Origin of the sequence: Terribacillus sp. AE2B 122, from assembly GCF_902497585.1 — a bacterium.
In the GTDB taxonomy this organism is placed as follows: Bacteria; Bacillota; Bacilli; order Bacillales; family Amphibacillaceae; genus Terribacillus; species Terribacillus saccharophilus_A.
The window spans coordinates 241626-262736 of sequence record NZ_LR700944.1 but is presented as its reverse complement, the minus strand read 5'-3'; the positions used below and the strand labels follow the sequence as shown (position 1 = coordinate 262736).

Here is a 21111-nt window from a genome sequence, read left to right as displayed (position 1 = left end):
TGCCGATATTGCCAGATTATAGAACATGTTACGCTTATTATCATAAGTTCTGAATGGAGGATGAAAACTTGAATAAGAAATTAATGCTGCTCTTTGGCGCGCTTCTTTCTGTAATTATTATTAGTGGTTGCGGAAGTGACAGTAAAAAAGCGAGCACAGAAGAAAAACCAGCTGCATCTGAAGCAGCTAGCCAAGAAGATGAAGTAAAAGCAGAGGATACAGATACAGCTGCAGATAAAGAAGAAGCTGTTTCCGGCTCTGCCGATTTCGCCGAACTAATTGATTATATGAAAACGACTACAGATGCAGAGGAAACAACTGTCTTCTTTGAAGCTACCGAGCCACAAACACACGAAATGGAAGGTGTTTCAGTCTCCCTGGATTCTTACTCCCTAGTTGGTTTAAAGGACTTCCATACAGACTATAGTATTCCTTTCAATGATGAAACAAACGGAGGAGTCATTCTTGCTCAATATACAGTTAAGAATGACACAGACAAAGATCTCCACTATACACCGTTTATGTATATGAGTTTTACAGGTGCCGTTAAAGCTTATAATAACTACAAAGATATTATCCCGGAAGATGGTCAACTAGCGACAAAGCTAAGTCCTGATAATAATTACGAGCTTAAAGCAGGAGAAACCATTACTGGTACTTATGCTTATCCAATGGGTGAAACTGAACTTAAAGCAGCAATGGAATCAGGATCTGCTACTGTAGAAGTTCCTGCACCAACTACCAATCCGGATGATTTAAGTACAGCTCTTGGAACCAAAGGTCAATTCACTATTAATTTGAGTGAAGAAGGGGCAAAACAAACAGAAGCAAATGCAGCGTTTTATCAGGATGCCATTTCGGTTGATAACATGGGTGAAAAAACCATGATTGAGGAGAAGGAAGGCATCGGGCAAAGTCAGGAGCTTGGTGATTCTACGATTACATTGGATGGCTTCCAATTTGCTGATTTTACACCAAATGAATATGAGGCACCTCGCTTTGAGAATTTCCAAAATGGCGTTGTCTTGCTGACTGTTAAATTCAATGTTGATAACAAAGGATCAGATAATATCGGATTGGATAACATTGCATCCAATCTTTATGTAAATGATGGTTCACAGTATCAAATGAGCGAACGTATGCTATCTCCTTATGAGTACCAGCAAAGCATTGCAGCGGGTGAATCCGGTGAATTGCTACAGGTATATGTACTTGATAAGGAGCAGTACGACAAGATATGGAAAGATAAAGCATTCGATATCGAGCTTGGACCTTTGTATGATGAAAATTCAGAGGACATTTCCAAAGGAAAGAAAGCTGAATTCAAACTTAAATAAAGTCTGCTTTTATTCTTAGTAATAGCGCTTAAAATTGTAGTGGAAAACCGACTGGCACGTGCCAGCCGGTTTTTTTAATGACGCTTAGGATATAACGATTAGAGCTACTATTGAACCAATACTAGATTTGATCCTGTAAATAATATGTTCACAAATTATATTAGACAGGCACTATATGTATGTTAATATTAAATGATAAAGTCTATATATAGTTTTCTTTCTATGGCTAAGGGAATAGCTTACAGTACCGAAGAGGCCCGGAATATGATAGAATTATGAACAGATTGGACTGATACGATGGGACTTTCTGAAAGAGGATCAGCAACGATGGCGAAACCCCTCCAAACAAAAACCTTACTCATCGCATATGCTTCTGTCAGCGGCAATACGAAAGAAGTTGCAAAGCTGATTGCACAAGAGCTGACACATAAACAGCAGGACGTGACGCTTTATTGCATGAATGGCAATGAGCCGTTTCCGCATGTGCCAGATTATGATGCGATGCTGATCGGTACGTATACATGGGGATCTGGTGATACCCCATTCGATGTGAAGGATTTTGTGGCGGATGTCGGATATAAGCCAGAGAATGTGTTTGTGTTCGGCACTGGTGATACACAGTTTGGCGGTGATGATATGTTTTGTATGGCAGCGGACAAGCTGTCCAAATTCTATCATTCGCCAATTGCACCGCTTAAAATAGAGCAATCGCCAAGAGGATCTCAGGAAGAAGAAGTATTGGAATGGACGAGAGGAGTATTGGAATGGCTAAATTGATGAAGGCTACCGTTTTGGAGCCGACGAATCCAAATAAATCTACTGCATTATTTAACGGAGATGCAAGCGGAATCCTACATTGGGATAACGTTGCTTACCCACATTTCTATGAACTGCGTAAAACAATTCGCGGTTTGTTTTGGACTGCCAATGAAGTGAATATGGTGGCAGATACAAAACAATTTGCGAATCTATCTGATGAGGAGCGTACAGCATTCCTGAAAATTATCGGTTTGCTGGCGACATTGGACGGCCCTCAAACGGATATCGCTTCCAAAATAGCTGCTTATTCGACAGACCCAAGTGTCAAATCGATTTTAGCAACAATTGCTGACCAGGAAAGCGAGCATAATCATAGTTACACATATGTACTTGCTTCTGTAACAAATTATGATAACCAGATTGCTTCCTTTAACGAAGGACGCACAGATAAGGTATTGTTGGAACGGAACGAAAGAATTGCTGCTGTTTACAATGAATTTGCGCAAAATCCGACCATCGAGACAGTTCTTAAGGCAATGGTATACTCTACACTTTTGGAAGGATTATTCTTCTACAGTGGATTCGCGTTCTTCTATAACTTGGCGCGTAATCAGAAAATGGTCGGTACCTCGACGATGATTTCCTACATCAATCGGGATGAACTGCATCATGGTCGTTTTATCAGTGAATTGTTCCGTGCGACACTAGCGGAAAATCCAGAGTACAATAACGACGAATTCATTGAGTGGGTGTATGATCAATTCCGTCATTCAGTAGAGCAAGAAGCGCGCTGGAGCCGTTATGTATTGGACGGTATCGATGGAATCAACCTGGATGACATGGAAGGCTACGTGAAATATCGTGCGAATAAAATGCTTCGTATGCTTGGACTAAGCGAAATTTACGAAGGTTATGAAAAGAATCCAATGAAATGGATTCGTGCCTACACGGATAATTTCAATGGTACGAAATCCGATTTCTTTGAACAAAAATCCCGTCAGTACACGAAAACAAGTGATTTGAACGGATTCGATGATCTATAAGAACAGCAATAAAGCCAGCCGATGACGGCTGGCTTTATCTGTGTTCCTCTTTCTTTTGAACGATTCGGTGAATGTGGATCGTCAGGTAAAGTAGATCTTCATTGGTCAGCTGCTCCTGGTACATCTTCTGGATGTAGGACTGGACCTTCTGCGCACATGCATAGGCTTTACTATAGTTGGTCTTTACCATTTCGAATAAGCTATTATCTTCGTCCTTATGTTTGCGGTGATTCAAGATCCTCTGGGCAAAGAACTTCAAGTGTGTAACAAATCGGTAGTAGGCTAGCGACTCTTCATCGTATTCAATACCAAAATGGAATTTAACGATATGAAGGACATCCTGGATGAACTTTGTAATATTAATCATTACTGGCATGTCTTCATTCATCTGAGCATTGACGATATGCAAAGCAATGAAGCCTGCTTCGTCCTCAGGCAGAATAATGCCGACTTTTTCCGCAATAATCGAAAGTGCATGCTGTCCGATACGATATTCATCTGGATAAAATCGTTTGGTTTCCCAAAGCATTGCATTCTTAATATCGATTCCTTGCTTGAATCTTTCAACCGCATAGTATATATGATCAGTCAGGCTGACATAGATATTGTCATGTATTTTCTTATTTGTGTGTTGCTTGGCATATTGGATAATCTCTTCAGATACTTCGACAAAGGAAAGGGGAATCTCAGATAATAATTCCATCAGTCGTTTGTTCATTTCCTTATCATCGAGCTTGAATGTCTTTTCAATCTTCGTTTCATCCACTTCATCGCCAGCTTTACAGCCAAAGGCAATTCCCCGCCCCATGATGACAAGCTCTTGCTCCTGCTCGCCCAAGACGGTGATGACGTTATTATTCAACACTTGCTTGATCTGCATCAGGACCACCTATTCCTTAAAAAGGATAAACTATCTAGGTCTATAGTATAGGAAAATGATAACGATTACAATCGGCAATATCTTAATTACATGACAAATTAGTGAGCAGATATGCTTTTTGAATAATATGGGTCTTTTCATCCTTATATCCATAATGTGGAACTGGTAAATTGGGAGTGAAAATAGCTTAAGAAGGGGGGATTCATTATCGCTCCAGGTGTATTGCCTATATTCTTGATTGCCGGAATCATTGAGTTTGTTACTATCGCCAGTTTTATTTTTATGCTGGAAAGTGAATTTAACTTTGTCATTTTAGTAGTTGTTCTTATCATGCTGAGTGTACTATCAACAACGTTATTTTTGGTTGGTATAAGAAAAAATAATCACTATCAGAAGAATAAATAATAATAAAACTAGGTGCTGTAGATGCAGCATCTTTTTGTAGTTTATTAGTATATCAAGTAGATAAGAAAGCATGACAAAAAATATGTGTAATAATTCTATACTATGTAAACATAAAGAGCCGAGCAACGTGCCCGACTCCTTCATTACTTACAGGATATCTACTCTTACAAGCAGTGCTACTAGCAATTGAACGAGCAATTGAACATTTACAGCTATATCAGTATCTGTGGTTGTTACTCTAACATTACGGGAATTTCTTACAAAGGTCTTCTGAACATTTTTCTGTTTAACAGTAGCCTTCTGGAAGAGTTCTTGGGCAATCTGATCTGATCTGCTGCTATCTCCAATAGAGATATTCAAGATGACTGCAATAGCTGCTTGCAAAGCCGCTTGAATAGTAAGTGCAGCTTGCGTGTCAGTTGTTGATACTTCTACATCTACAGAATCGATAACATAGATACTTTCCTTAGAAAACTGTTCTGTTACAGATTTTTGTCTAGCTTCTTGATTCACATCAGGGTCGGAGAAGGATCCTGCTGTTCTTGGATCTAGAGCACTCCACTTTTGATTACTATCTGGACGCCAAACATCACTCATCTATATCACCTCCTTAATCTAGTATTCGTTTAAGTTCTAACTGAAGTTCGTCAGAAATCTTCTTGATTTGATTTTTTCTTTCAGGGGAAAGATTCCGTAGAGCATTATCGGATACCCCGTGCTTTGCTAGAACATCCGTTAGCAGTAAATCCATAATGGATCCTTGAGGATTGCTTCCAGCAGCTTCCATGAATTTCTTTTTGAAATTCTCATCCATGAATGGCCAGCCTCCTTCTTTTAAGTTTTTCATTCGTATAGTGTAGACTATGAGGAAATGCAGTTTTGTAGTGGGTCAATCACAGTTATGAAAAACCTATTTTTCCGCAAACTAGAATAGATGTCCCTGTTTTAACTAGATAAAAGTCCTCATTGAAGTAAAAATGGGACAGGTGTCTCTAGTGATTTATGAAATATTTTCATAAGTACTTTTAGTATCGTTATAGTAGTTGATAGGCAGATAGTGTGACATGTCTTCTATACGATTTCTTTTCTGGTTTATTTGATTTGTCAAAAGCAATTAGTGGTGTTATCTTAATACTGTACCGTCTGGACGGTTAGGAGAGATAAAAATGAAGACACAAGATAAAATCCTGGATGCAGCAGCTGCGCTCATCCTGGAAGAGGGCGTCAGCAACGTCACACTCGAGAAGATAGCAAAGCGTGCAGAAATCAGCAAAGGTGGCTTGCTGTATCATTACCGCACAAAGGAAGCATTATTTCAGGAATTGAATGTAGCTGCAATCAGGGAATTTGAAGAAGCCATTGAACGGTATCTAAATAAACAGCCAAACGTAAGAGGAGCCTATGCAAGGGCTTATGCATTAGCAACAATTGAAGATATCCAAAAAGGCGGCACACATCGCAGCAGTGCACTTATATCTATTTTCAGTGACCATCCGGAAATAATGGAGATATGGAAAGAAGGCTACGTGAGATGGCAGCACGGATTTGATCAAGATGGGTTGGAGTGGGAAGAAGCTGCCACCATCCGTTATGTTTGTGATGGTCTTTGGTTCAATGAAATGGCAGGCACAACAAGCACAGTAGCTTTTGCTGCCGACTTATTGCACAAATTACTGGCGCGTATAGACAATCGAGAGGGGGATTAATATGTCTTATTTGTTTTTGGCTGCATCCATCTTATTTGAGGTATTCAGTTCCACAATGCTGAAATTATCGAATGGATTTAAACGTCTGCTGCCTGTGGTCGGGATTGTCGTAGGATATGGCATCAGTTTCTATGCGTTATCCATCACATTGCAGTCCCTCCCGCTAGGGGTTGTTTATGCGACGTGGAGTGGTGTTGGTACCATATTGACTGTGGTAATCGGTGTATTGCTTTTCAAAGAGAAAGTAAATAAAAAGGGTGCTCTGGGCATTGCAATACTGCTGGTCGGGCTTGTATTGATGAATCTATCGAAGTGAAGGAGGGTGTAAAATGAAAGCAGGTATTTTTCTTGCATTAGCCATTATACTGGAGACGATCGCATCTTCCATGCTGAAAGTATCAGATGGGTTTTCTGTTTTGCTTCCGTCGATAATCGTAGTAATCGGATACCTAGGTGCATTCCTATTTTTATCCTTCACGCTGAAATCGATGTCGTTATCTACTGCTTATGCAACTTGGTCCGGTGCAGGTACGGCACTGACAGCAATGATCGGGATAACCATATTTGGAGAATCGGCTTCCTGGATGAAGTTTATCGGTTTAGCACTGGTGATTATTGGGCTCGTATTACTGAATACACAGCATAAAGAATCAAAAGAAAAAGAGGCTTCTGTCCAATAAGAAAAGAGGTACTGCACATGCAGTACCTCTTATTTTTTCAGCAGAAGATAAAGGAAATAAGGAGCGCCTATGAAGGCGACAACGATGCCAGCTGGAAGTCCATCCACTGTTGCGATATTCCGTCCAATTGTATCAGCCAGCAGCAAGAGCCAGCCGCCAATTAAGGAGGCAACAGGAAGCACGTACTGATGTCTGGCTCCTACAAGCGCTCGCGCGATATGTGGTGCCATCAAACCAACAAAGCTGATGCCCCCAGCAACTGACACAGCTGCAGCAGCAATGGCCACCGCCGCAATCATGAGAATGATACGGTCGCGATTCAGCTGAACACCTATCCCAACTCCGACTTCTTCACTAAGAGCCAACACATTGAGCCGATTCGCCATGTAAAGCGCAAGCGGCAAAATGATAAGGATCCACGGCAGCAGTGCAAGGACGAATGGCCAGTCCGTACCCCATATATTTCCCGCCAGCCACTTAGCGATGAAATCTACCTTTTCCCTGTCAGCGGCGGATATCAGGACGATCATCATACCGGATAAAGCCATGGAAAAACCGACACCGACCAATACAAGCCGGACTGGCTGGAGACCGTGCTGTTTGCTGTATGAGAAAAGATAAATCAGCATGGCTGTCAAAAGTGCACTAACAAAACCTACAAGCGGCAAGATATATGCAAAGCTTCCTGCATCAATCGGCATAAACAGGAAAAACACTGCAATACCTATTCCGGCGCCGGAATTGATACCGATGATTCCGGGATCTGTAAGATCATTCCTCGTAATTCCTTGCAGGATCGCCCCGGACAAGGCTAGTGCCATCCCAGCGAGCAGTGTAACTGTAATACGAGGAAGCCGGATATCAAACAAAACAAATGATTCAGGGAAAGTCCCATTGCCAAATAATGTTGGCAGTAAACGATTATAAGATAACGATGCAGGACCAAGTCCCATTCCGATGATGATTGTAACAAGGATCAGCACAGTCAGAGAAATCATCAGGATCGCCTGTTTGCCTTTTTTTGCTGTTTTCATGAGTAAGCGCGACCTCCCCGATGGACGATGAGTAAGAAGAATGGCAGACCGAGAGCGGCTACGATAGCCACAAGCGGCGTTTCATAAGGTGCATTGATCGTCCGGGCAGCTGTATCAGCGAGCAGCATGAAGGTTCCGCCGGCAAAAAAGGACAACGGCAGTATATAACGATAATCCGTGCCAGCAAAAAAACGCACAATATGAGGAATCATCAGACCGATGAAGGTCATGTTACCAACCAATGCGACGGATGCACCAGCCAGCAGGATAGTCACTACGAATAATAATGCTTTTATTGCAAAGGTCTTCTGACCAAGGCCGACAGCTACTTCATCGCTTAAGCTGAGCAGCGTTAGCTGATGAGATAAAAATAACGACAAGATGATTCCCGCCAGTATGATTGGAATAACGAGCTTTAACTGCGTCCAGTTAACACCGACTAGACCGCCAGCTGTCCAAGCGGACACTTGTTTGGACAGCTTAAAGCTCAAGCCAATTGCTTCTGATATGGCATATAACAAAGCAGATACAGCAGCACCAGCCAGAACGACTTTTACAGGGGATAGACCGCCAAGACGAAGCGATCCAATACCGAATACAAGACCGGCTCCGACAGCAGCACCTATAAAGCAGGCAATAATTATAACGATGTAATTTGCTTGGGGGACGAACGCCATAGCAGCTGCCAGTGCCGCATTCGCTCCGGCTGTCAAACCGAGCAGGCCTGGATCTGCGAGCGGATTACGTGTCATACCCTGCATGATCGCACCAGCTACAGCTAAAGCTGCACCGACAAAAAAGGCTCCAACTTCACGCGGCAGCCGATTTTCACGGATGATAAGGATATCATCATTTGTTTGACTGCTGAATAATGCGTTCCAGATATCACGTAAGGAAATATCGGCAGCACCGAGAGACAAAGCCACAGCAAATGCTGTGATGGATAATAGAATTCCAATAACAAGTTTCAACACGAACGGAATGTTCTTCATCAGCCACGCATCTTTCTATGTAAGGATAAGGGAAAGAGCTTCCTAATTTCCTAGGAAGCTCTCTTTGATAAATTCTAACTGATAATCCAATGTATTGGAATCGTTAAAGTAGAAGGCATTTCCATCGACTTCGTATACCTGGTTGTTTTTTGCCGCAGTCGTATTCTGGAATGACTCGGAGTCTTCCACAGATGTATCTGCATCATCGAACTTGCTGAAGATGACATAGTCACCCATATACTCAGGCAGTACTTCGGTTGATAATGCAAAGTAACCTGCTTCCAATGCATCTTCTTTCACCTTTTCCGGCATATTTAAGCCCATTGCCTGATACAGCACTTCGGTTCCGCGTCCCCAGTTATCACCGTACACGTACAGTTGTTTATCGAAGTTCTCGACCACAGATACTGTCGCGTCAGCACCGATTTTTTCCTTAATCTGCTCACCAGCTTCTGTGGCACGCTTTGTAAAATCATTAGCCCAAGTCTGTGCTTCGTCCTCTTTATTGACGAGCTTACCGATTTCAACATGCTGATCTAAGTAGTTTAATTTGCCGTAAGTGAACGTAACAGTGGGGGCAATTTCTTTCAGCTTATCTAGGTTCTTCAAACCGGTAAGACCTATGATCAAGTCTGGTTTGAGTTCAATAATCTTCTCCAAGTCATCTTCGGTTACTTCCTCTGCATCCTTCAATGCATCCTCAAACCGGGGATTTTGCATGGACCAGGCATCTGCTCCTACAATTGGTACGTCCAAGTCGATTAAATCACCGACGTAAGAAGAAAGCACCACGACGCGTTGCGGATCAGCAGGTACCTCAACTGGACCATCTTCTGATTCATATGTAATAGTTTCGTTTCCAGATGAAGATGCTTTCTCTTCAGAGTTAGATGAATCATTGTTGCCGCAAGCAGCTAATACAAGCACTAAAATAAATAATACCGGAAATAGCTTTTTCATTATGTATGTCACTCCTCATGTTATAGGGGGGAGTGCCCTGTTAGGGGGACAGGGCACCAGGGTTATACGATGAGAATGAGAATGATTATCAATCTCGCTTGATTCCATCATAAAGGCAGAAAATTTGTATGTCAACATTGATTTTGAGAATTTTTTCCGGTATATTTGAATGAGAATGATTATCACTATCGGAATAAAGGAGGAGTCAGTGTGCAGGAAGAATTGCTCTATGATGTTACGATCATTGGTGGAGGTCCAGCGGGATTATATTCCGCTTTCTATAGTGGGTTACGGCAAATGAAGACGAAAATCATCGAGTTTCAGCCTTATTTGGGCGGTAAGCTCCATGTTTATCCGGAAAAGATGATTTGGGACGTTGGCGGATTACCGCCCCTTCCGGCAGGCAAACTGATTGACCAGCTGACAGAGCAGGCACTTACCTTCGATCCGGAAGTGGTATTGAACGAGAAGGTAACAAGCATTAAACGGGACGATGATGGTATCTTTGAACTTCACGCTGCAAGTGGTACAGTTCACTATTCCAAGACAATCATTGTAGCAGTCGGCGGCGGAATACTTAATCCGCAAAAACTGTCTATAGAAGGCTGTGAGAGGTTTGAAGTAGCGAATCTCAACTATACAGTCAAAGACATGCAGCGTTTCAAGGATAAAACTGTCATTATCTCTGGCGGCGGCAACTCTGCTGTCGATTGGGCAAATGAACTGGAGCCTATCGCGAAACAGGTATACGTTACATATCGCAATGAGGCGCTAAAAGGTCATGAAGCATCAGTAGAGCGATTGCAGTGTAGCGGTGCTAAGTGTTTCCTTTGTACATCAATCACGAAACTCGTAGCATGTCCGAACCAGCAACATATTGAACGTGTTGAATTAACGAATCACGACACTAACGAGACTACTTTCTTACCAATTGATGAGGTAATTGTGAATCATGGCTATGAACGGGATATGGATCTGATTCAAAACAGCGAAGTGGATATTGAGCTTTTGGATAATTACTATATCGCTGGAACATCAAGCGGGGAGTCCTCTGTACCTGGTCTGTTTGCTGCAGGAGATATTCTGAAGCATGATGGCAAGGTCACCTTGATTGCCGGCTGTTTCCAGGATGCAGCGAATGCTGTCAATAAAGCGAAACAGTTTATCGAGCCTGCTGCAGACAGCTGGGGTATGGTTTCTTCTCATAACGCATTGTTCAAACAGCGTAACCGTGAGCTGGCAAAGAAATTGGTATAAGAGCGCATATTGCGCTCTTTTTTTTGCAGAAAAGAAAAATGAACTTGTGGACAAAAGGGACACAGACTATTGGCAGGAGTTATATGGAAAGGCGTTTAGTATAACAGAATCATAATGAAATCCATTTCATTTGAGAGTGAAAGTAATATTTAAGAAAGAAGCCGCCAAATGGCAGCTTCTTTTTCTTTTAGTATTATAGTTTGTGTACCCTGTCGACAATCGCTGCCGTGACATCCTCTGTTCCATACTTTCCGCCCAAGTCAGGTGTCAAAATCCCAGCCGCTGTCACATCTTCAATGATATCCAGCAGTTTAACTCCGAGCTCTTCCTCGCCAAAGTGATCAAGCATTAGCTTCGCTGTCCAAATTTGTCCGATTGGATTGGCGATGCCTTTACCGACGATGTCCGGGGCAGAACCGTGGACGGGCTCGAACATGGAGGGGTACTTATCATTTACATTGATATTAGCAGCAGGAGCAATACCGATACTTCCCATGATGGCGGCGCCGATATCGGTAAGAACATCACCAAATAGATTGCTTGCCACAATGACATCAAAGCGCTGCGGCTGCGTGACGAAGAAAGCAGCAAGGGCGTCGATGTGCTGGCTGTCTGTCTCAATATCTGGATAATCACTTTTCACAGATTGGAAGACTTCATCCCAAAACGGCATGCTATGGACGATTCCATTCGACTTCGTGGCGCTCGTTACATGCTTCCTGCGCTTTGCGGCAAGCTCGAATGCATAGCGCATTGCTCGTTCTGTCCCGCGTCTTGAGAAAATCGCATTTTGAATTGCTACTTCATCTTCACCGCGGAAAATCCGGCCGCCGACTTCGCTGTATTCGCCTTCACTGTTTTCCCGTACTACAAGCAAGTCGAAGTCCTTCGGGTTCGTAAGTGGTGAAGTAATGCCCTTTAATAGCTTGGCAGGCCGAATATTAATAACTTGCTCAAATTCACGCCGTATCTTGATCAGCATGCCCCATAAGGAAATGTGGTCTGGTACGAGCTTCTGATTCCCGACAGCTCCAAGAAAAATAGCATCTGCATCTTGCATGCGTTCTAAAGCATCATCCGGCATCATCTGGTTATGTTCCAAATAGTATTCACAGCTCCATGGATATTCGGTGAAATCAAACTGCATTCCGCCATGCACATCGGAAACCGCTTTCAAAACTGTCTGAGCTGCTGGGACGACTTCTTTCCCGACTCCATCTCCTGGTAAACTAGCTATCTTTAATCTCTTCATACGTCTCCTCCTTGTTTGGCTTCTGTAATTGTTTCCCGCTTTTCTTCATGGAATTCATCTTGTGAGACTGAGGTAATGTAATCAAAAGGAGTATAGCTGTTATCTGGTACAGTCTTATGGCGAATGAGCTTATAGAAACTGATACCTAACACCAAAACGACTCCGACACAGAAACTGAGTATCATAATAAGTAAAAAGAGCATTCCTACCTCCTGCACGGTAAGCGGTTACTATTATTCTACCTGAGTGAACTAAAATTCGAAAATATTTCACGGTGATTTATTTGAAAATACAGCATATATACCTTATAATCCTGATAAGCTAGTATACATGAGCGGAGAGAAAAGCCTCCATCCCGGTAACGAGATGGGGGCTTTTTTTCAAAACTGAAAGGAGGCGATTCCCTTGGGAAGGTGAAGGTAATGAACATGTTAACGCAGCGAAAGAAGACACCAATATAGAAATACAACATCATACGGAGGTGAACCCCTGTAAAGGGGGAAAATTTGGACCCATTATTAGCACTTAATTTAGCTTTAGTCGCCTTGTTCATCATTCTGACGGCATTCTTCGTCGGTGCCGAGTTCGCAGTCGTGAAAGTACGTATGTCACGAATTGAGCAGCTCATCGAGGAAGGGAACAAGACCGCCTTAGTCGTACAGAAGCTTGTCCGTGATCTTGATTACTATTTATCTGCTTGTCAGCTCGGAATTACTGTAACTGCACTGGTATTAGGTGCACTTGGTGAACCGACTGTCGAAAAGATATTGCACCCAGTATTCGAGTACTTCGGTTTATCAGAATCTCTTTCTACCATTCTTTCATTCGCCATCGCCTTTGCTGTCGTGACATTCCTGCACGTCGTAATTGGTGAGCTGGCTCCGAAAACATTGGCAATCCAATATACAGAGAAAATGACGCTCATTCTGGCGCGTCCGCTGTACTGGTTTGGAAAGCTGATGGCACCTTTTATCTACACACTGAATGGATCTGCACGCGTATTCCTGCGTATGTTCGGCGTAAAGCCAGTTGCGCATGAGCAGGCCCACTCCGAAGAGGAACTGAAGATCATCATGGCACAAAGCTTCCAGAGCGGTGAGATCAACAAGACTGAGCTGGATTATATGGAGAACATCTTTACATTCAACGATCGCGTCGTCAAGGATATCCTTGTACCGCGGACACAGGTTATTGCTATTTCTGATACGATGACACGTCATGAAATTCAGGAAGTGATGGTTGAGCATCAATATACTCGCTATCCTGTAACAGAAGACGGTGACAAAGACCGTATTTACGGCTTTGTTAACGTTAAAGAAATGCTGACTGATTTCACATCGAAAGAGGATAAGAAATTAGATGCCTTCATTCACCCAATCCCAACGGTGCATGAAGGAACAAGCCTGAATGATACATTGCTGACAATGCAGAAGAGGCGTGTTCATATTGCGCTAGTCGTCGATGAGTACGGCGGAACTGCTGGTATTGTAACAATGGAGGATATGCTTGAAGAAATCGTCGGCGAAATACGCGACGAATTCGATGAAAATGAAAAACCAGACATCCAAAAGGTTGCAGAAAATAAGTATCGCCTGAATGGTCGTGTCCTGATTGAGGAAATTGAGGAGCAATTCAACATTCGATTCGTCAACGAAGCAGAAGTCGATACAATCGGCGGCTGGATGCTCACCAATCTCCGCAGTATCGAGGAGCATAGTGTCATAGAAGCTCATGGATATGAGTGGGAAATAACCGAGACACTGAACCATCAAATCGTTGAAGTGGAAATGCGCAAGCTAAGCCAAACTAGCGCAATAATTTAAGAAAAGATAAACACCTTTCAAGCAGAAATCGGTTAGTATGCCGAATGATGCTGAGAGGTGTTTTTTTTATTGATGAGTAGATGTTGCAAAATGTTTTTTCTATTATCTATTGTTTGTCCAACGTTTATCTATGAAAGCAAATAGATTCAGCTACACATAATCCAACTCCTAGTTCTTTCCTTTCAATAACATATGCTTATTGAAGAGAAACCACATTAAATCACAATAAACCACAACAATAACTTAAAACCCACTTAACATTCTATTAATAAAAACGGTATACAATAAAATAGCAATCAAAACAACACAAAAGGAGCTTAAAAATGAAAAGGATAATGTGGTATTTGTTGGTATCTAGTATATTGCTGCTTTCCGCATGTTCAAATAATAATACATCGACAGAAGCACAATCAGGTATTTCAGGAGAATTGACGATTTACACTGCAATTGAAGAGGAGCTGCTGCCAGTTTATCTGGAATCATTTGAAAAAAAGTATCCGAAAATTGATTTAAATATTGTCAGAGATTCGACCGGTATAATGACGGCTAAGCTCCTGGCTGAGGGAGAGAACACAAGTGCAGATGTAGTCTGGGGAGTAGCTGCTTCAAGCCTGCTGGCACTGGATGAGGAAGGCCTGCTTGCCGGCTATACACCAAAAGGTGCTGATAAGATTAAAGATGCGTACAAGGATCAAGGTGATCCGATGAAGTGGACAGGCAATACAGCTGCTATGACAGGCATCACAGTCAATACAGCGGAGCTTGAGAAACTTGGGCTTCCAATACCAAAAACTTACGAAGATTTGTTGGACCCGAGATATAAAGACTTAATTGTCATGCCTCATCCTGCTTCGAGCGGAACGGGCTATCTAACTGTTAATGCTTGGCTTCAAATGATGGGTGAGGAAAAAGGATGGAATTATATGGATCAGCTTCATCAAAACATTGGAACATATACACACTCTGGTTCTAAGCCAGCCAAAATGGCTGCAGCTGGAGAATACCCGATAGGCATCTCAATTGTATACACAGCAGTACAAATGAAGGAAGAAGGATCTCCGGTAGAAGTAGTGCTTCCAGAAGAAGGTCTTGGTTGGGATGTAGAAGCTAATGCATTGATCCAAAAAGAAGACAAAGAAAGTGACGAAGCAGCGAAGGCCTTCTTGGACTGGGCAGTTGAAGAAGATGTGATGAAGAAATACTTTGATGCTAATGGATTCAGCACTTTGGATAAAGAATTTACTCTGCCGGCTTCTTTCCCGGCGAATATTGAAAAACATATGTATCAGAAGAACAACTTGTACTGGGCGGCAGAAAATCGAGCGACTATCTTATCTGAATGGGAATCAAAATACGGCACGAAAGCCGAGCAGAAAGAATAAGGAGGGTTTTTTATGGCAAAGTCACTGCACGTTCAATCACTGACAAAACAGTTTGGTAAAGAAACTGCACTTGATAGCGTTGAGCTTGAAGTAAGAAAGGGTGAATTTGTCAGTCTGCTGGGACCGAGCGGCTGTGGTAAATCGACGCTGCTCCGGATTATTGCAGGTCTTGATGATCCGTCCGGCGGGAGTGTATTGATGGCAGATATGGATGTTACAGCTAATTCCCCGGCCTCTCGGAATATAGGGATGGTATTTCAGTCGTACGCGTTATTTCCGAATATGTCGGTATCGAAGAATATTCAATTTGCTTTAAAGCCTCAAAAGCTGTCCTTAAAAACAAGGAAGGAAAAAGCAGATCGTATACTCGACATTGTTGGCCTGACGGAATTTGCTAATCGAATGCCTCAACAATTGTCGGGTGGTCAGCAGCAGCGTGTTGCACTTGCTCGTGCGCTGGTCATCGAGCCTGATTTTCTCCTTCTGGATGAGCCGTTGTCTGCTCTTGATGCTAATGTTCGCCATCAGCTTCAGTTTGAGATACGTCGTATTCATGAAGAATTTGGCATGACAACGATTATGGTGACACATGATCAGGATGAAGCACTTACAATGTCTGATCGTGTAGCTGTCATGAAGAAAGGACGTATTATTCAGATGGATACGCCACAAAGAATTTATCGACAGCCAGCAAATGCATTTGTAGCATCTTTCATTGGAACTTCTAATCAAGTCAAAATGAATGGAGAAGTGAAAGTAGTGCGTCCGGAGCACTTCCGCGTAACAGACGTTGAAGAAGGCATGGAAACCAAAGTGAAATCCATGCATTTCAAAGGGGCTTTTTACCGGCTGACAGTCACAGTGCTAGATCGAACCTCGCCGTCTTTCAACCAATTATGGACTGTCGACCTGCCAGCACTGTTTGTTGAGGAGAAACGTATTCATCAAGGAATGTTGCTGTATCTGTCAATACATGAAACAAAGACAATGCCAGTTATGAAAGTGGCAGCGCGATGACTGAAGCGACGGTTTCACAAAGTTACAGAAAGTCATACGACTATACAAGGATTCTGCAATGGACAATCATCTTTTTATCCTTCGGTTTGTTATTGCTTGCGCCGCTATCAATGTTGTTCATTGAAGCATTTAAAGCAGAGGATGGGCAGTATGCGGGATTTGATCAAGTTTTATCTTATATCTCGAATCCTACGCTCTTAAGCAGTTTGACGCATTCTATCAATATATCACTATGGACAACGGCTTTGGCGCTGATAGGTGGATTATGCTATGCCTTTGCCTTGGCAAGAACGCGTATAAAGGGAAAAAGACTATTTTTAGGAGCTGCAATGCTGCCTTTGTTTGCTCCCACCATGATGCATGGTATCGCACTTGTGTATTTGTTTGGCCGCCAAGGCATCGTAACAAATGGCCTATTTGGTATCCTTCCGGGAGTTGATATTAACTTATACGGTCCGGTAGGCATTGTACTAGCCGAAACGATTTATACGTTCCCGCAGGTCGTGCTGCTGCTGTATATTGCACTCCGTCAATCAGATCAGAGATTATATGATGCAGCACATACAATTGGAATCCATCCAATTGGAAGACTATGGAGTATCACACTCCCTAGCATAAGAATGGCGCTTGTCAGTGCTGCGATGGTTGCCTTCACTTTAAGTTTCACAGATTATGGAGCGCCAAAATTAGTTGGCGGTCAATATAATGTGCTTGCAACAGACGTGTACAAACAGGTAGTTGGTCAACAGAACTTCGGTCTTGGTGCGGTGGCTGGGCTGCTTCTGATAGCTCCTGCTGTTATCGCATTTATTCTGGAACAGCTTGCTATGAGGAAAGGCTCCTATCGCTTGCATGCAAAAGCACAGCCGCTCCAAATCAAAACCCATAAGACTCGTGATGTGATATTCCAGATATTCACGTGGCTGGCAGCGGCGGGAATTGTTTTATTGTTTGTGATGATGCTCATTGCGGCTTTGACTCCTGCCTGGCCATATACACTTGGTTTTACGATGGATCATTTTACATTTAATAGCTACACAGGAGATGGGTTGACTGTATTTTGGAATAGCTTGCTGCTTTCTGTATGTACTGCTGTATTTGGTACGATATTTGCATTTTTGTTTGCATATTGGCTTCAAAGCAACAAAGGTTTATCCGTACTTCATAGAACCGGACATGTAATGAGCCTGTTGCCTATGGCGGTACCTGGGTTGGTTATCGGAATAAGTTATGTACTGTTTTTCAGCCAGCCAGAGCTTTCTATCTTCGGCTGGAGCATACCGAATGCTTTATATGGATTGTATGGGACTATGGCGATCATGGTTATATCAACCATCCTCCATTTCTTCTCGGTTTCCTATATGACAGCTAAAACAGCTCTTACTAAGCTTGATAGTGAATGTGTAGCTGCTGCTCGCACTTTCGGCTTGAAGAAAAAAGATACATTCTGGCACTATACTTTGCCATCCTGCATTCCAGCTGTGCTGGAGATGCTGATGTATTTCTTTGTAAATTCCATGGTCACGATATCGGCAGCGATTTTCTTGTATACACCCGAAACAAAGACAGCAGCAATTTCTATTGTCAGTCTTGATGATGCTGGCAATGTAGAGGCTGCTGCCGCGATGGGTCTTCTGATTGTGTTAGTCAACATTATTGTTCGATGCATATATGAAATAGTTCTGTATCTACTCAAAAATAAAAAAAGGATGGGATAAATCATGAAATTTCTTCAAGGTGTATTGTTTGATTGGGCAGGAACCACAGTCGATTACGGATGTATGGCGCCGGTAGGCAGTTTTATGGATATGTTCGCTGAAAAAGGAATTCAAGTATCAATGGAAGAGACGAGACAGCCAATGGGTATGGCCAAGATCGATCATATTCGTACGATGCTGGAAATGCCGGGAATTCATTCTCAGCTCGGAAATCAGAAAATATCGGAGAAAGACATTACAGAGATGAATGAACGTTTTGAACAGCTTCTGTTTAAAAATTTGGCGGATTTCGCAGATCCAGTTCCAGGTGCAGTCGCAGCGGTTGAGGAGATCATAGACATGGATCTGAAGGTCGGTACAACGACTGGTTATACGCGAGACATGATGAAGATAGTCCAAGCTGGTGCTGCAGAAAAGGGCTATGCTCCAGATATTGTTATAACAGCTGAAGATGTTGGGGCTGGCCGTCCGTTTCCTTGGATGGCATATGCAGCCGCGATGAAAATGGGTGTGTATCCGATGAACCGAATTGTGAAAGTTGGAGATACGGTAATGGACATGAAAGAAGGACGTAATGCTGGGGCTTGGACTGTTGGACTGGTTTATGGGTCAAGTGAATTCGGCTTAACACAAACGGAAACAGAACAGTTAAGTGAACAAGATCGTCTAAGCCGTGCAGCACAAGTTCGTGAAAGGTTAATTGAAGCAGGGGCGCATCATGTGCTGGATACAATTGCAGAGCTGCCCGCGTATTTAAAAGAGCTTGATCATCAACTATCGCAACAGGAGGTGCTTGTATGAGCCGGACATTACTTTTAACCCCAGGCCCGTTGACGACAAGTGAAACAGTGAAACAAGCAATGCATGGCGATTGGTGCACCTGGGAAGAAACATATAAGCAAATGACACGTGGCATTCGAGAAGCGCTCATCGGGCTGTCTGGACATCCGCGCTACACGGCTGTTTTAATGCAGGGGAGTGGAACCTTTTCTGTAGAGGCAGCAATGGGTACATTCATATCCCAAAAGGATCATGTGCTGATAGGTGTAAATGGTGCTTATGGACGAAGAATGGAAGAAATAGCAGAGAAAATGGGGCTGCAATACAGCACTATAGTAGCCGAGGAAACAAAAGCGCTGAATGCAGAGGATTTCGAGCGGAAGCTGAGTCAGGATCAAACAATAACGCACGTGATGCTTGTTCATTCTGAAACAACATCAGGATTGTTAAACCCGGTTGAGATGATTTGCCGAGCAGCTAAAAATCATGGGAAGATAACAATTGTGGATGCCATGTCGAGTTTTGGCGGGATGGAAATTGATATGAACAACTGGGGAATTGATGTACTCGTATCAAGTGCAAATAAATGTTTACAAGGCGTTCCTGGTTTTGGATTTATATTAGCTGATGAGAAGTTGCTGCAATGCTGTAAAGGTGTTTCTCCATCTCTTTCCATGGATGTGTACAGTCAATACGAAACAATGGAAAAAGAAGATGGGAAATGGAGATTTACATCGCCAACTCATGCTGTCCATGCTTTTTCACAGGCACTTGCTGAATTGAAAGAAGAAGGTGGTGTCCTGAAGCGTTTCAATCGCTATTCGGAGAATAAAAATGCACTCATTAAAGGAATGGAGGAACTCGGATTCCAAACCGTTATTGACGATACTATTCAATCACCGTTTATCGTTTCATTTCTATACCCAGAGGATGAATTTTCATTTCAGAACTTTTACGAAGCATTAAAAAGAGATGGATTTATCATTTATCCAGGCAAGCTGACTAACCTTAAAGCCTTCCGCATTGGCACAATTGGCGATATTATACCAGACGACATGCACAGACTGCTTGCATCCATTCGTGCATACCGTGACAAAAACAGCAGGTTAACAACTTTTTAACAAGCATGGAAGGCAGGGGAAACGGTATAATGGAGGCAGTAGTTAGACATAAAGGCAGGTGCAGGCCGATGCTGGCTGAAGAAAGAAAGCTTAGAATTCTTGAATATATTGACCGAGAAGGAAGCGTCCGTGTGGCAGATTTGGCCGAGGAATTTGTCGTGTCTACCGAGACTGTGCGGCGTTACTTAGACGAATTGGAACGAGAACAAAAGCTGAAAAAAGTATATGGCGGTGCTGTCCGTCATCATGAAAAAGAAGAAGCGCCAATTATCAGACGCGAAACGATTAATATTCACGAAAAACGTCAAATCGCAGAACAGGCCATAGAACTAATTGAAGAAGGAGATAATATATTTGTTGACGAAGGAACAACGACTCTTCAAATGGCTGAAGGTCTCTGTCGTTTCAACCGTATTACGGTGATGACCACTTCTTTTCCTTTGGCCAATAAACTTATGGAAACTGCTTTTCAAGGACAGATTCTTTTCCTGGGAGGTATGGTTCAAAAAGAGCATTTGAGGTCAGCCGGAAGCTTAACAGCAAAAATGGTCGATGAACTTCATGCAGATAAAGCATTTATTGCAGGTGACGGAATCGATCAGGAGTTTGGTATTTCAGGTTATGACAGCGATAAATGTGTGTTGGCGAAGCTGTATATGAAACAGTCCGATAAAGTATATGTACTAGCTGATTATTCTAAGATACAGAAACGAGCTACCTTCCAAATTTGCGGAGTTAATCAGCCGGATGCAATTATTACGGATCGTAATCCGGAAGGTCCTTGGACGAACAAGAACTGGGTTGTTGCGAAGGAAAGATAGTAATTAGATTAAATTTCCTTTTAGATTGTACACTCAATAATAGATAAACGCCGTCCCTATAAGGGCGGCGTTTATCTATTATTGAGTGTAGTTTCAGTCAACAGCAGTAACTATAAGAGCTAAGCCGCTCCGATAAAGTTCTCA

The 21111-nt window shown here is 42.6% G+C and carries 22 protein-coding genes; 14 read left to right on the top strand and 8 right to left on the bottom strand.

The features are described from left to right. Positions 1-68: 68 nt before the first annotated feature. The 3 genes from AE2B122_RS09705 (at position 69) to AE2B122_RS09695 (ending at position 3139) form a co-directional block, all read left to right on the top strand. A complete protein-coding gene (locus tag AE2B122_RS09705) occupies positions 69-1337 on the top strand; it encodes a DUF5068 domain-containing protein (protein WP_095219812.1) in 1269 nt (422 codons plus the stop codon). Between the two features lie 327 nt (positions 1338-1664). After that, entirely contained in the window at positions 1665-2114 is a 450-nt protein-coding gene (locus tag AE2B122_RS09700; protein ID WP_095219813.1) for a flavodoxin, read from the top strand. Beyond that, complete coding sequence (locus tag AE2B122_RS09695; RefSeq protein WP_095219814.1) at positions 2102-3139, top strand: ribonucleotide-diphosphate reductase subunit beta; 1038 nt, start codon at positions 2102-2104, stop codon at positions 3137-3139. Before AE2B122_RS09700 ends, AE2B122_RS09695 begins: the two co-directional genes overlap by 13 nt. Positions 3140-3173: 34 nt before the next feature. Here AE2B122_RS09695 and licT read toward each other — a convergent pair whose 3' ends face one another. The 3 genes from licT to AE2B122_RS09680 all read right to left on the bottom strand — a co-directional run bounded on the left by licT (position 3174) and on the right by AE2B122_RS09680 (position 5238). Then, positions 3174-4019, bottom strand: coding sequence for a BglG family transcription antiterminator LicT (gene licT, locus AE2B122_RS09690; RefSeq protein ID WP_095219815.1), 846 nt, complete (start codon positions 4017-4019; stop codon positions 3174-3176). Positions 4020-4571: 552 nt separating this feature from the next. Next, the gene (locus AE2B122_RS09685) at positions 4572-5021 is read right to left on the bottom strand and encodes a spore coat protein (protein ID WP_095269488.1); all 450 of its coding nucleotides are present in this window, start codon (positions 5019-5021) and stop codon (positions 4572-4574) included. Between the two features lie 13 nt (positions 5022-5034). Then, the gene (locus tag AE2B122_RS09680) at positions 5035-5238 is read right to left on the bottom strand and encodes a hypothetical protein (RefSeq protein ID WP_038562919.1); all 204 of its coding nucleotides are present in this window, start codon (positions 5236-5238) and stop codon (positions 5035-5037) included. 352 nt (positions 5239-5590) lie between these two features. Here AE2B122_RS09680 and AE2B122_RS09675 point away from each other — a divergent pair, with 352 nt between their 5' ends. The 3 genes from AE2B122_RS09675 to AE2B122_RS09665 are packed head-to-tail and all read left to right on the top strand — an operon-like array spanning position 5591 to position 6810. After that, the gene (locus tag AE2B122_RS09675; RefSeq protein ID WP_175073925.1) at positions 5591-6130 is read left to right on the top strand and encodes a TetR/AcrR family transcriptional regulator; all 540 of its coding nucleotides are present in this window, start codon (positions 5591-5593) and stop codon (positions 6128-6130) included. Position 6131: 1 nt separating this feature from the next. Beyond that, positions 6132-6446, top strand: a complete 315-nt coding sequence (locus tag AE2B122_RS09670; protein WP_095219819.1) for a multidrug efflux SMR transporter — start codon at positions 6132-6134, stop codon at positions 6444-6446. Positions 6447-6459: 13 nt separating this feature from the next. Next, the gene (locus tag AE2B122_RS09665) at positions 6460-6810 is read left to right on the top strand and encodes a multidrug efflux SMR transporter (RefSeq protein WP_095219820.1); all 351 of its coding nucleotides are present in this window, start codon (positions 6460-6462) and stop codon (positions 6808-6810) included. A gap of 29 nt (positions 6811-6839) precedes the next feature. Here AE2B122_RS09665 and AE2B122_RS09660 read toward each other — a convergent pair whose 3' ends face one another. From AE2B122_RS09660 to AE2B122_RS09650, 3 genes are read right to left on the bottom strand one after another with little or no spacing between them, the layout of a single operon-like run. Then, positions 6840-7844 (bottom strand): iron ABC transporter permease, encoded by a 1005-nt coding sequence (locus AE2B122_RS09660; protein WP_175073924.1) that lies wholly within the window; start codon positions 7842-7844, stop codon positions 6840-6842. Beyond that, positions 7841-8836, bottom strand: coding sequence for an iron ABC transporter permease (locus tag AE2B122_RS09655; protein WP_175073923.1), 996 nt, complete (start codon positions 8834-8836; stop codon positions 7841-7843). The genes AE2B122_RS09660 and AE2B122_RS09655 overlap by 4 nt, the downstream gene beginning before the upstream one ends. A gap of 42 nt (positions 8837-8878) precedes the next feature. Further along, positions 8879-9796 carry an iron-hydroxamate ABC transporter substrate-binding protein gene (locus AE2B122_RS09650; protein ID WP_175073922.1) on the bottom strand — a complete coding sequence of 306 codons (918 nt, stop codon included), beginning with the start codon at positions 9794-9796 and terminating at the stop codon, positions 8879-8881. 210 nt (positions 9797-10006) lie between these two features. On the opposite strand from AE2B122_RS09650, the gene AE2B122_RS09645 reads away from it, so the two are divergent. Beyond that, the gene (locus AE2B122_RS09645; RefSeq protein WP_175073921.1) at positions 10007-11053 is read left to right on the top strand and encodes an NAD(P)/FAD-dependent oxidoreductase; all 1047 of its coding nucleotides are present in this window, start codon (positions 10007-10009) and stop codon (positions 11051-11053) included. 193 nt (positions 11054-11246) lie between these two features. Here the strand turns inward: AE2B122_RS09645 and AE2B122_RS09640 are convergent, their stop codons facing one another. Both AE2B122_RS09640 and AE2B122_RS09635 read right to left on the bottom strand, forming a co-directional pair. Next, the gene (locus AE2B122_RS09640; RefSeq protein WP_175073920.1) at positions 11247-12305 is read right to left on the bottom strand and encodes a tartrate dehydrogenase; all 1059 of its coding nucleotides are present in this window, start codon (positions 12303-12305) and stop codon (positions 11247-11249) included. Then, a complete protein-coding gene (locus tag AE2B122_RS09635; protein ID WP_175073919.1) occupies positions 12302-12508 on the bottom strand; it encodes a DUF3951 domain-containing protein in 207 nt (68 codons plus the stop codon). The genes AE2B122_RS09640 and AE2B122_RS09635 overlap by 4 nt, the downstream gene beginning before the upstream one ends. Positions 12509-12811: 303 nt before the next feature. On the opposite strand from AE2B122_RS09635, the gene AE2B122_RS09630 reads away from it, so the two are divergent. The 7 genes from AE2B122_RS09630 (at position 12812) to AE2B122_RS09600 (ending at position 20967) form a co-directional block, all read left to right on the top strand. Next, the gene (locus AE2B122_RS09630) at positions 12812-14128 is read left to right on the top strand and encodes a hemolysin family protein (RefSeq protein WP_175073918.1); all 1317 of its coding nucleotides are present in this window, start codon (positions 12812-12814) and stop codon (positions 14126-14128) included. 323 nt (positions 14129-14451) lie between these two features. After that, complete coding sequence (locus AE2B122_RS09625; RefSeq protein WP_175073917.1) at positions 14452-15510, top strand: putative 2-aminoethylphosphonate ABC transporter substrate-binding protein; 1059 nt, start codon at positions 14452-14454, stop codon at positions 15508-15510. A 12-nt stretch (positions 15511-15522) separates the two neighbouring features. Then, positions 15523-16527: an ABC transporter ATP-binding protein gene (locus AE2B122_RS09620; RefSeq protein WP_175073916.1), complete on the top strand. Its 1005-nt coding sequence runs from the start codon at positions 15523-15525 to the stop codon at positions 16525-16527. Further along, positions 16524-18245: a putative 2-aminoethylphosphonate ABC transporter permease subunit gene (locus tag AE2B122_RS09615; RefSeq protein ID WP_217468076.1), complete on the top strand. Its 1722-nt coding sequence runs from the start codon at positions 16524-16526 to the stop codon at positions 18243-18245. Before AE2B122_RS09620 ends, AE2B122_RS09615 begins: the two co-directional genes overlap by 4 nt. 3 nt (positions 18246-18248) lie before the next feature. Next, positions 18249-19046 (top strand): phosphonoacetaldehyde hydrolase, encoded by a 798-nt coding sequence (phnX, locus tag AE2B122_RS09610; RefSeq protein ID WP_175073915.1) that lies wholly within the window; start codon positions 18249-18251, stop codon positions 19044-19046. Further along, the gene (locus tag AE2B122_RS09605) at positions 19043-20146 is read left to right on the top strand and encodes a 2-aminoethylphosphonate--pyruvate transaminase (RefSeq protein WP_175073914.1); all 1104 of its coding nucleotides are present in this window, start codon (positions 19043-19045) and stop codon (positions 20144-20146) included. Before phnX ends, AE2B122_RS09605 begins: the two co-directional genes overlap by 4 nt. A 29-nt stretch (positions 20147-20175) precedes the next feature. Continuing rightward, positions 20176-20967 carry a DeoR/GlpR family DNA-binding transcription regulator gene (locus tag AE2B122_RS09600; protein ID WP_175073913.1) on the top strand — a complete coding sequence of 264 codons (792 nt, stop codon included), beginning with the start codon at positions 20176-20178 and terminating at the stop codon, positions 20965-20967. The last annotated feature ends 144 nt before the right edge of the window (positions 20968-21111 follow it).

Bases quoted from the DNA above. Each gene is read 5' to 3' on its own strand.
- AE2B122_RS09700 (WP_095219813.1), top strand. From the start codon at position 1,665: ATGGCGAAACCCCTCCAAACAAAAACCTTACTCATCGCATATGCTTCT.
- AE2B122_RS09695 (WP_095219814.1), top strand. From the start codon at position 2,102: ATGGCTAAATTGATGAAGGCTACCGTTTTGGAGCCGACGAATCCAAAT.
- licT (WP_095219815.1), bottom strand. From the start codon at position 4,019: ATGCAGATCAAGCAAGTGTTGAATAATAACGTCATCACCGTCTTGGGC.
- AE2B122_RS09685 (WP_095269488.1), bottom strand. From the start codon at position 5,021: ATGAGTGATGTTTGGCGTCCAGATAGTAATCAAAAGTGGAGTGCTCTA.
- AE2B122_RS09680 (WP_038562919.1), bottom strand. From the start codon at position 5,238: ATGGATGAGAATTTCAAAAAGAAATTCATGGAAGCTGCTGGAAGCAAT.
- AE2B122_RS09675 (WP_175073925.1), top strand. From the start codon at position 5,591: ATGAAGACACAAGATAAAATCCTGGATGCAGCAGCTGCGCTCATCCTG.
- AE2B122_RS09670 (WP_095219819.1), top strand. From the start codon at position 6,132: ATGTCTTATTTGTTTTTGGCTGCATCCATCTTATTTGAGGTATTCAGT.
- AE2B122_RS09665 (WP_095219820.1), top strand. From the start codon at position 6,460: ATGAAAGCAGGTATTTTTCTTGCATTAGCCATTATACTGGAGACGATC.
- AE2B122_RS09660 (WP_175073924.1), bottom strand. From the start codon at position 7,844: ATGAAAACAGCAAAAAAAGGCAAACAGGCGATCCTGATGATTTCTCTG.
- AE2B122_RS09655 (WP_175073923.1), bottom strand. From the start codon at position 8,836: ATGAAGAACATTCCGTTCGTGTTGAAACTTGTTATTGGAATTCTATTA.
- AE2B122_RS09650 (WP_175073922.1), bottom strand. From the start codon at position 9,796: ATGAAAAAGCTATTTCCGGTATTATTTATTTTAGTGCTTGTATTAGCT.
- AE2B122_RS09640 (WP_175073920.1), bottom strand. From the start codon at position 12,305: ATGAAGAGATTAAAGATAGCTAGTTTACCAGGAGATGGAGTCGGGAAA.
- AE2B122_RS09635 (WP_175073919.1), bottom strand. From the start codon at position 12,508: ATGCTCTTTTTACTTATTATGATACTCAGTTTCTGTGTCGGAGTCGTT.
- AE2B122_RS09625 (WP_175073917.1), top strand. From the start codon at position 14,452: ATGAAAAGGATAATGTGGTATTTGTTGGTATCTAGTATATTGCTGCTT.
- AE2B122_RS09620 (WP_175073916.1), top strand. From the start codon at position 15,523: ATGGCAAAGTCACTGCACGTTCAATCACTGACAAAACAGTTTGGTAAA.
- AE2B122_RS09615 (WP_217468076.1), top strand. From the start codon at position 16,524: ATGACTGAAGCGACGGTTTCACAAAGTTACAGAAAGTCATACGACTAT.
- phnX (WP_175073915.1), top strand. From the start codon at position 18,249: ATGAAATTTCTTCAAGGTGTATTGTTTGATTGGGCAGGAACCACAGTC.
- AE2B122_RS09605 (WP_175073914.1), top strand. From the start codon at position 19,043: ATGAGCCGGACATTACTTTTAACCCCAGGCCCGTTGACGACAAGTGAA.
- AE2B122_RS09600 (WP_175073913.1), top strand. From the start codon at position 20,176: ATGGAGGCAGTAGTTAGACATAAAGGCAGGTGCAGGCCGATGCTGGCT.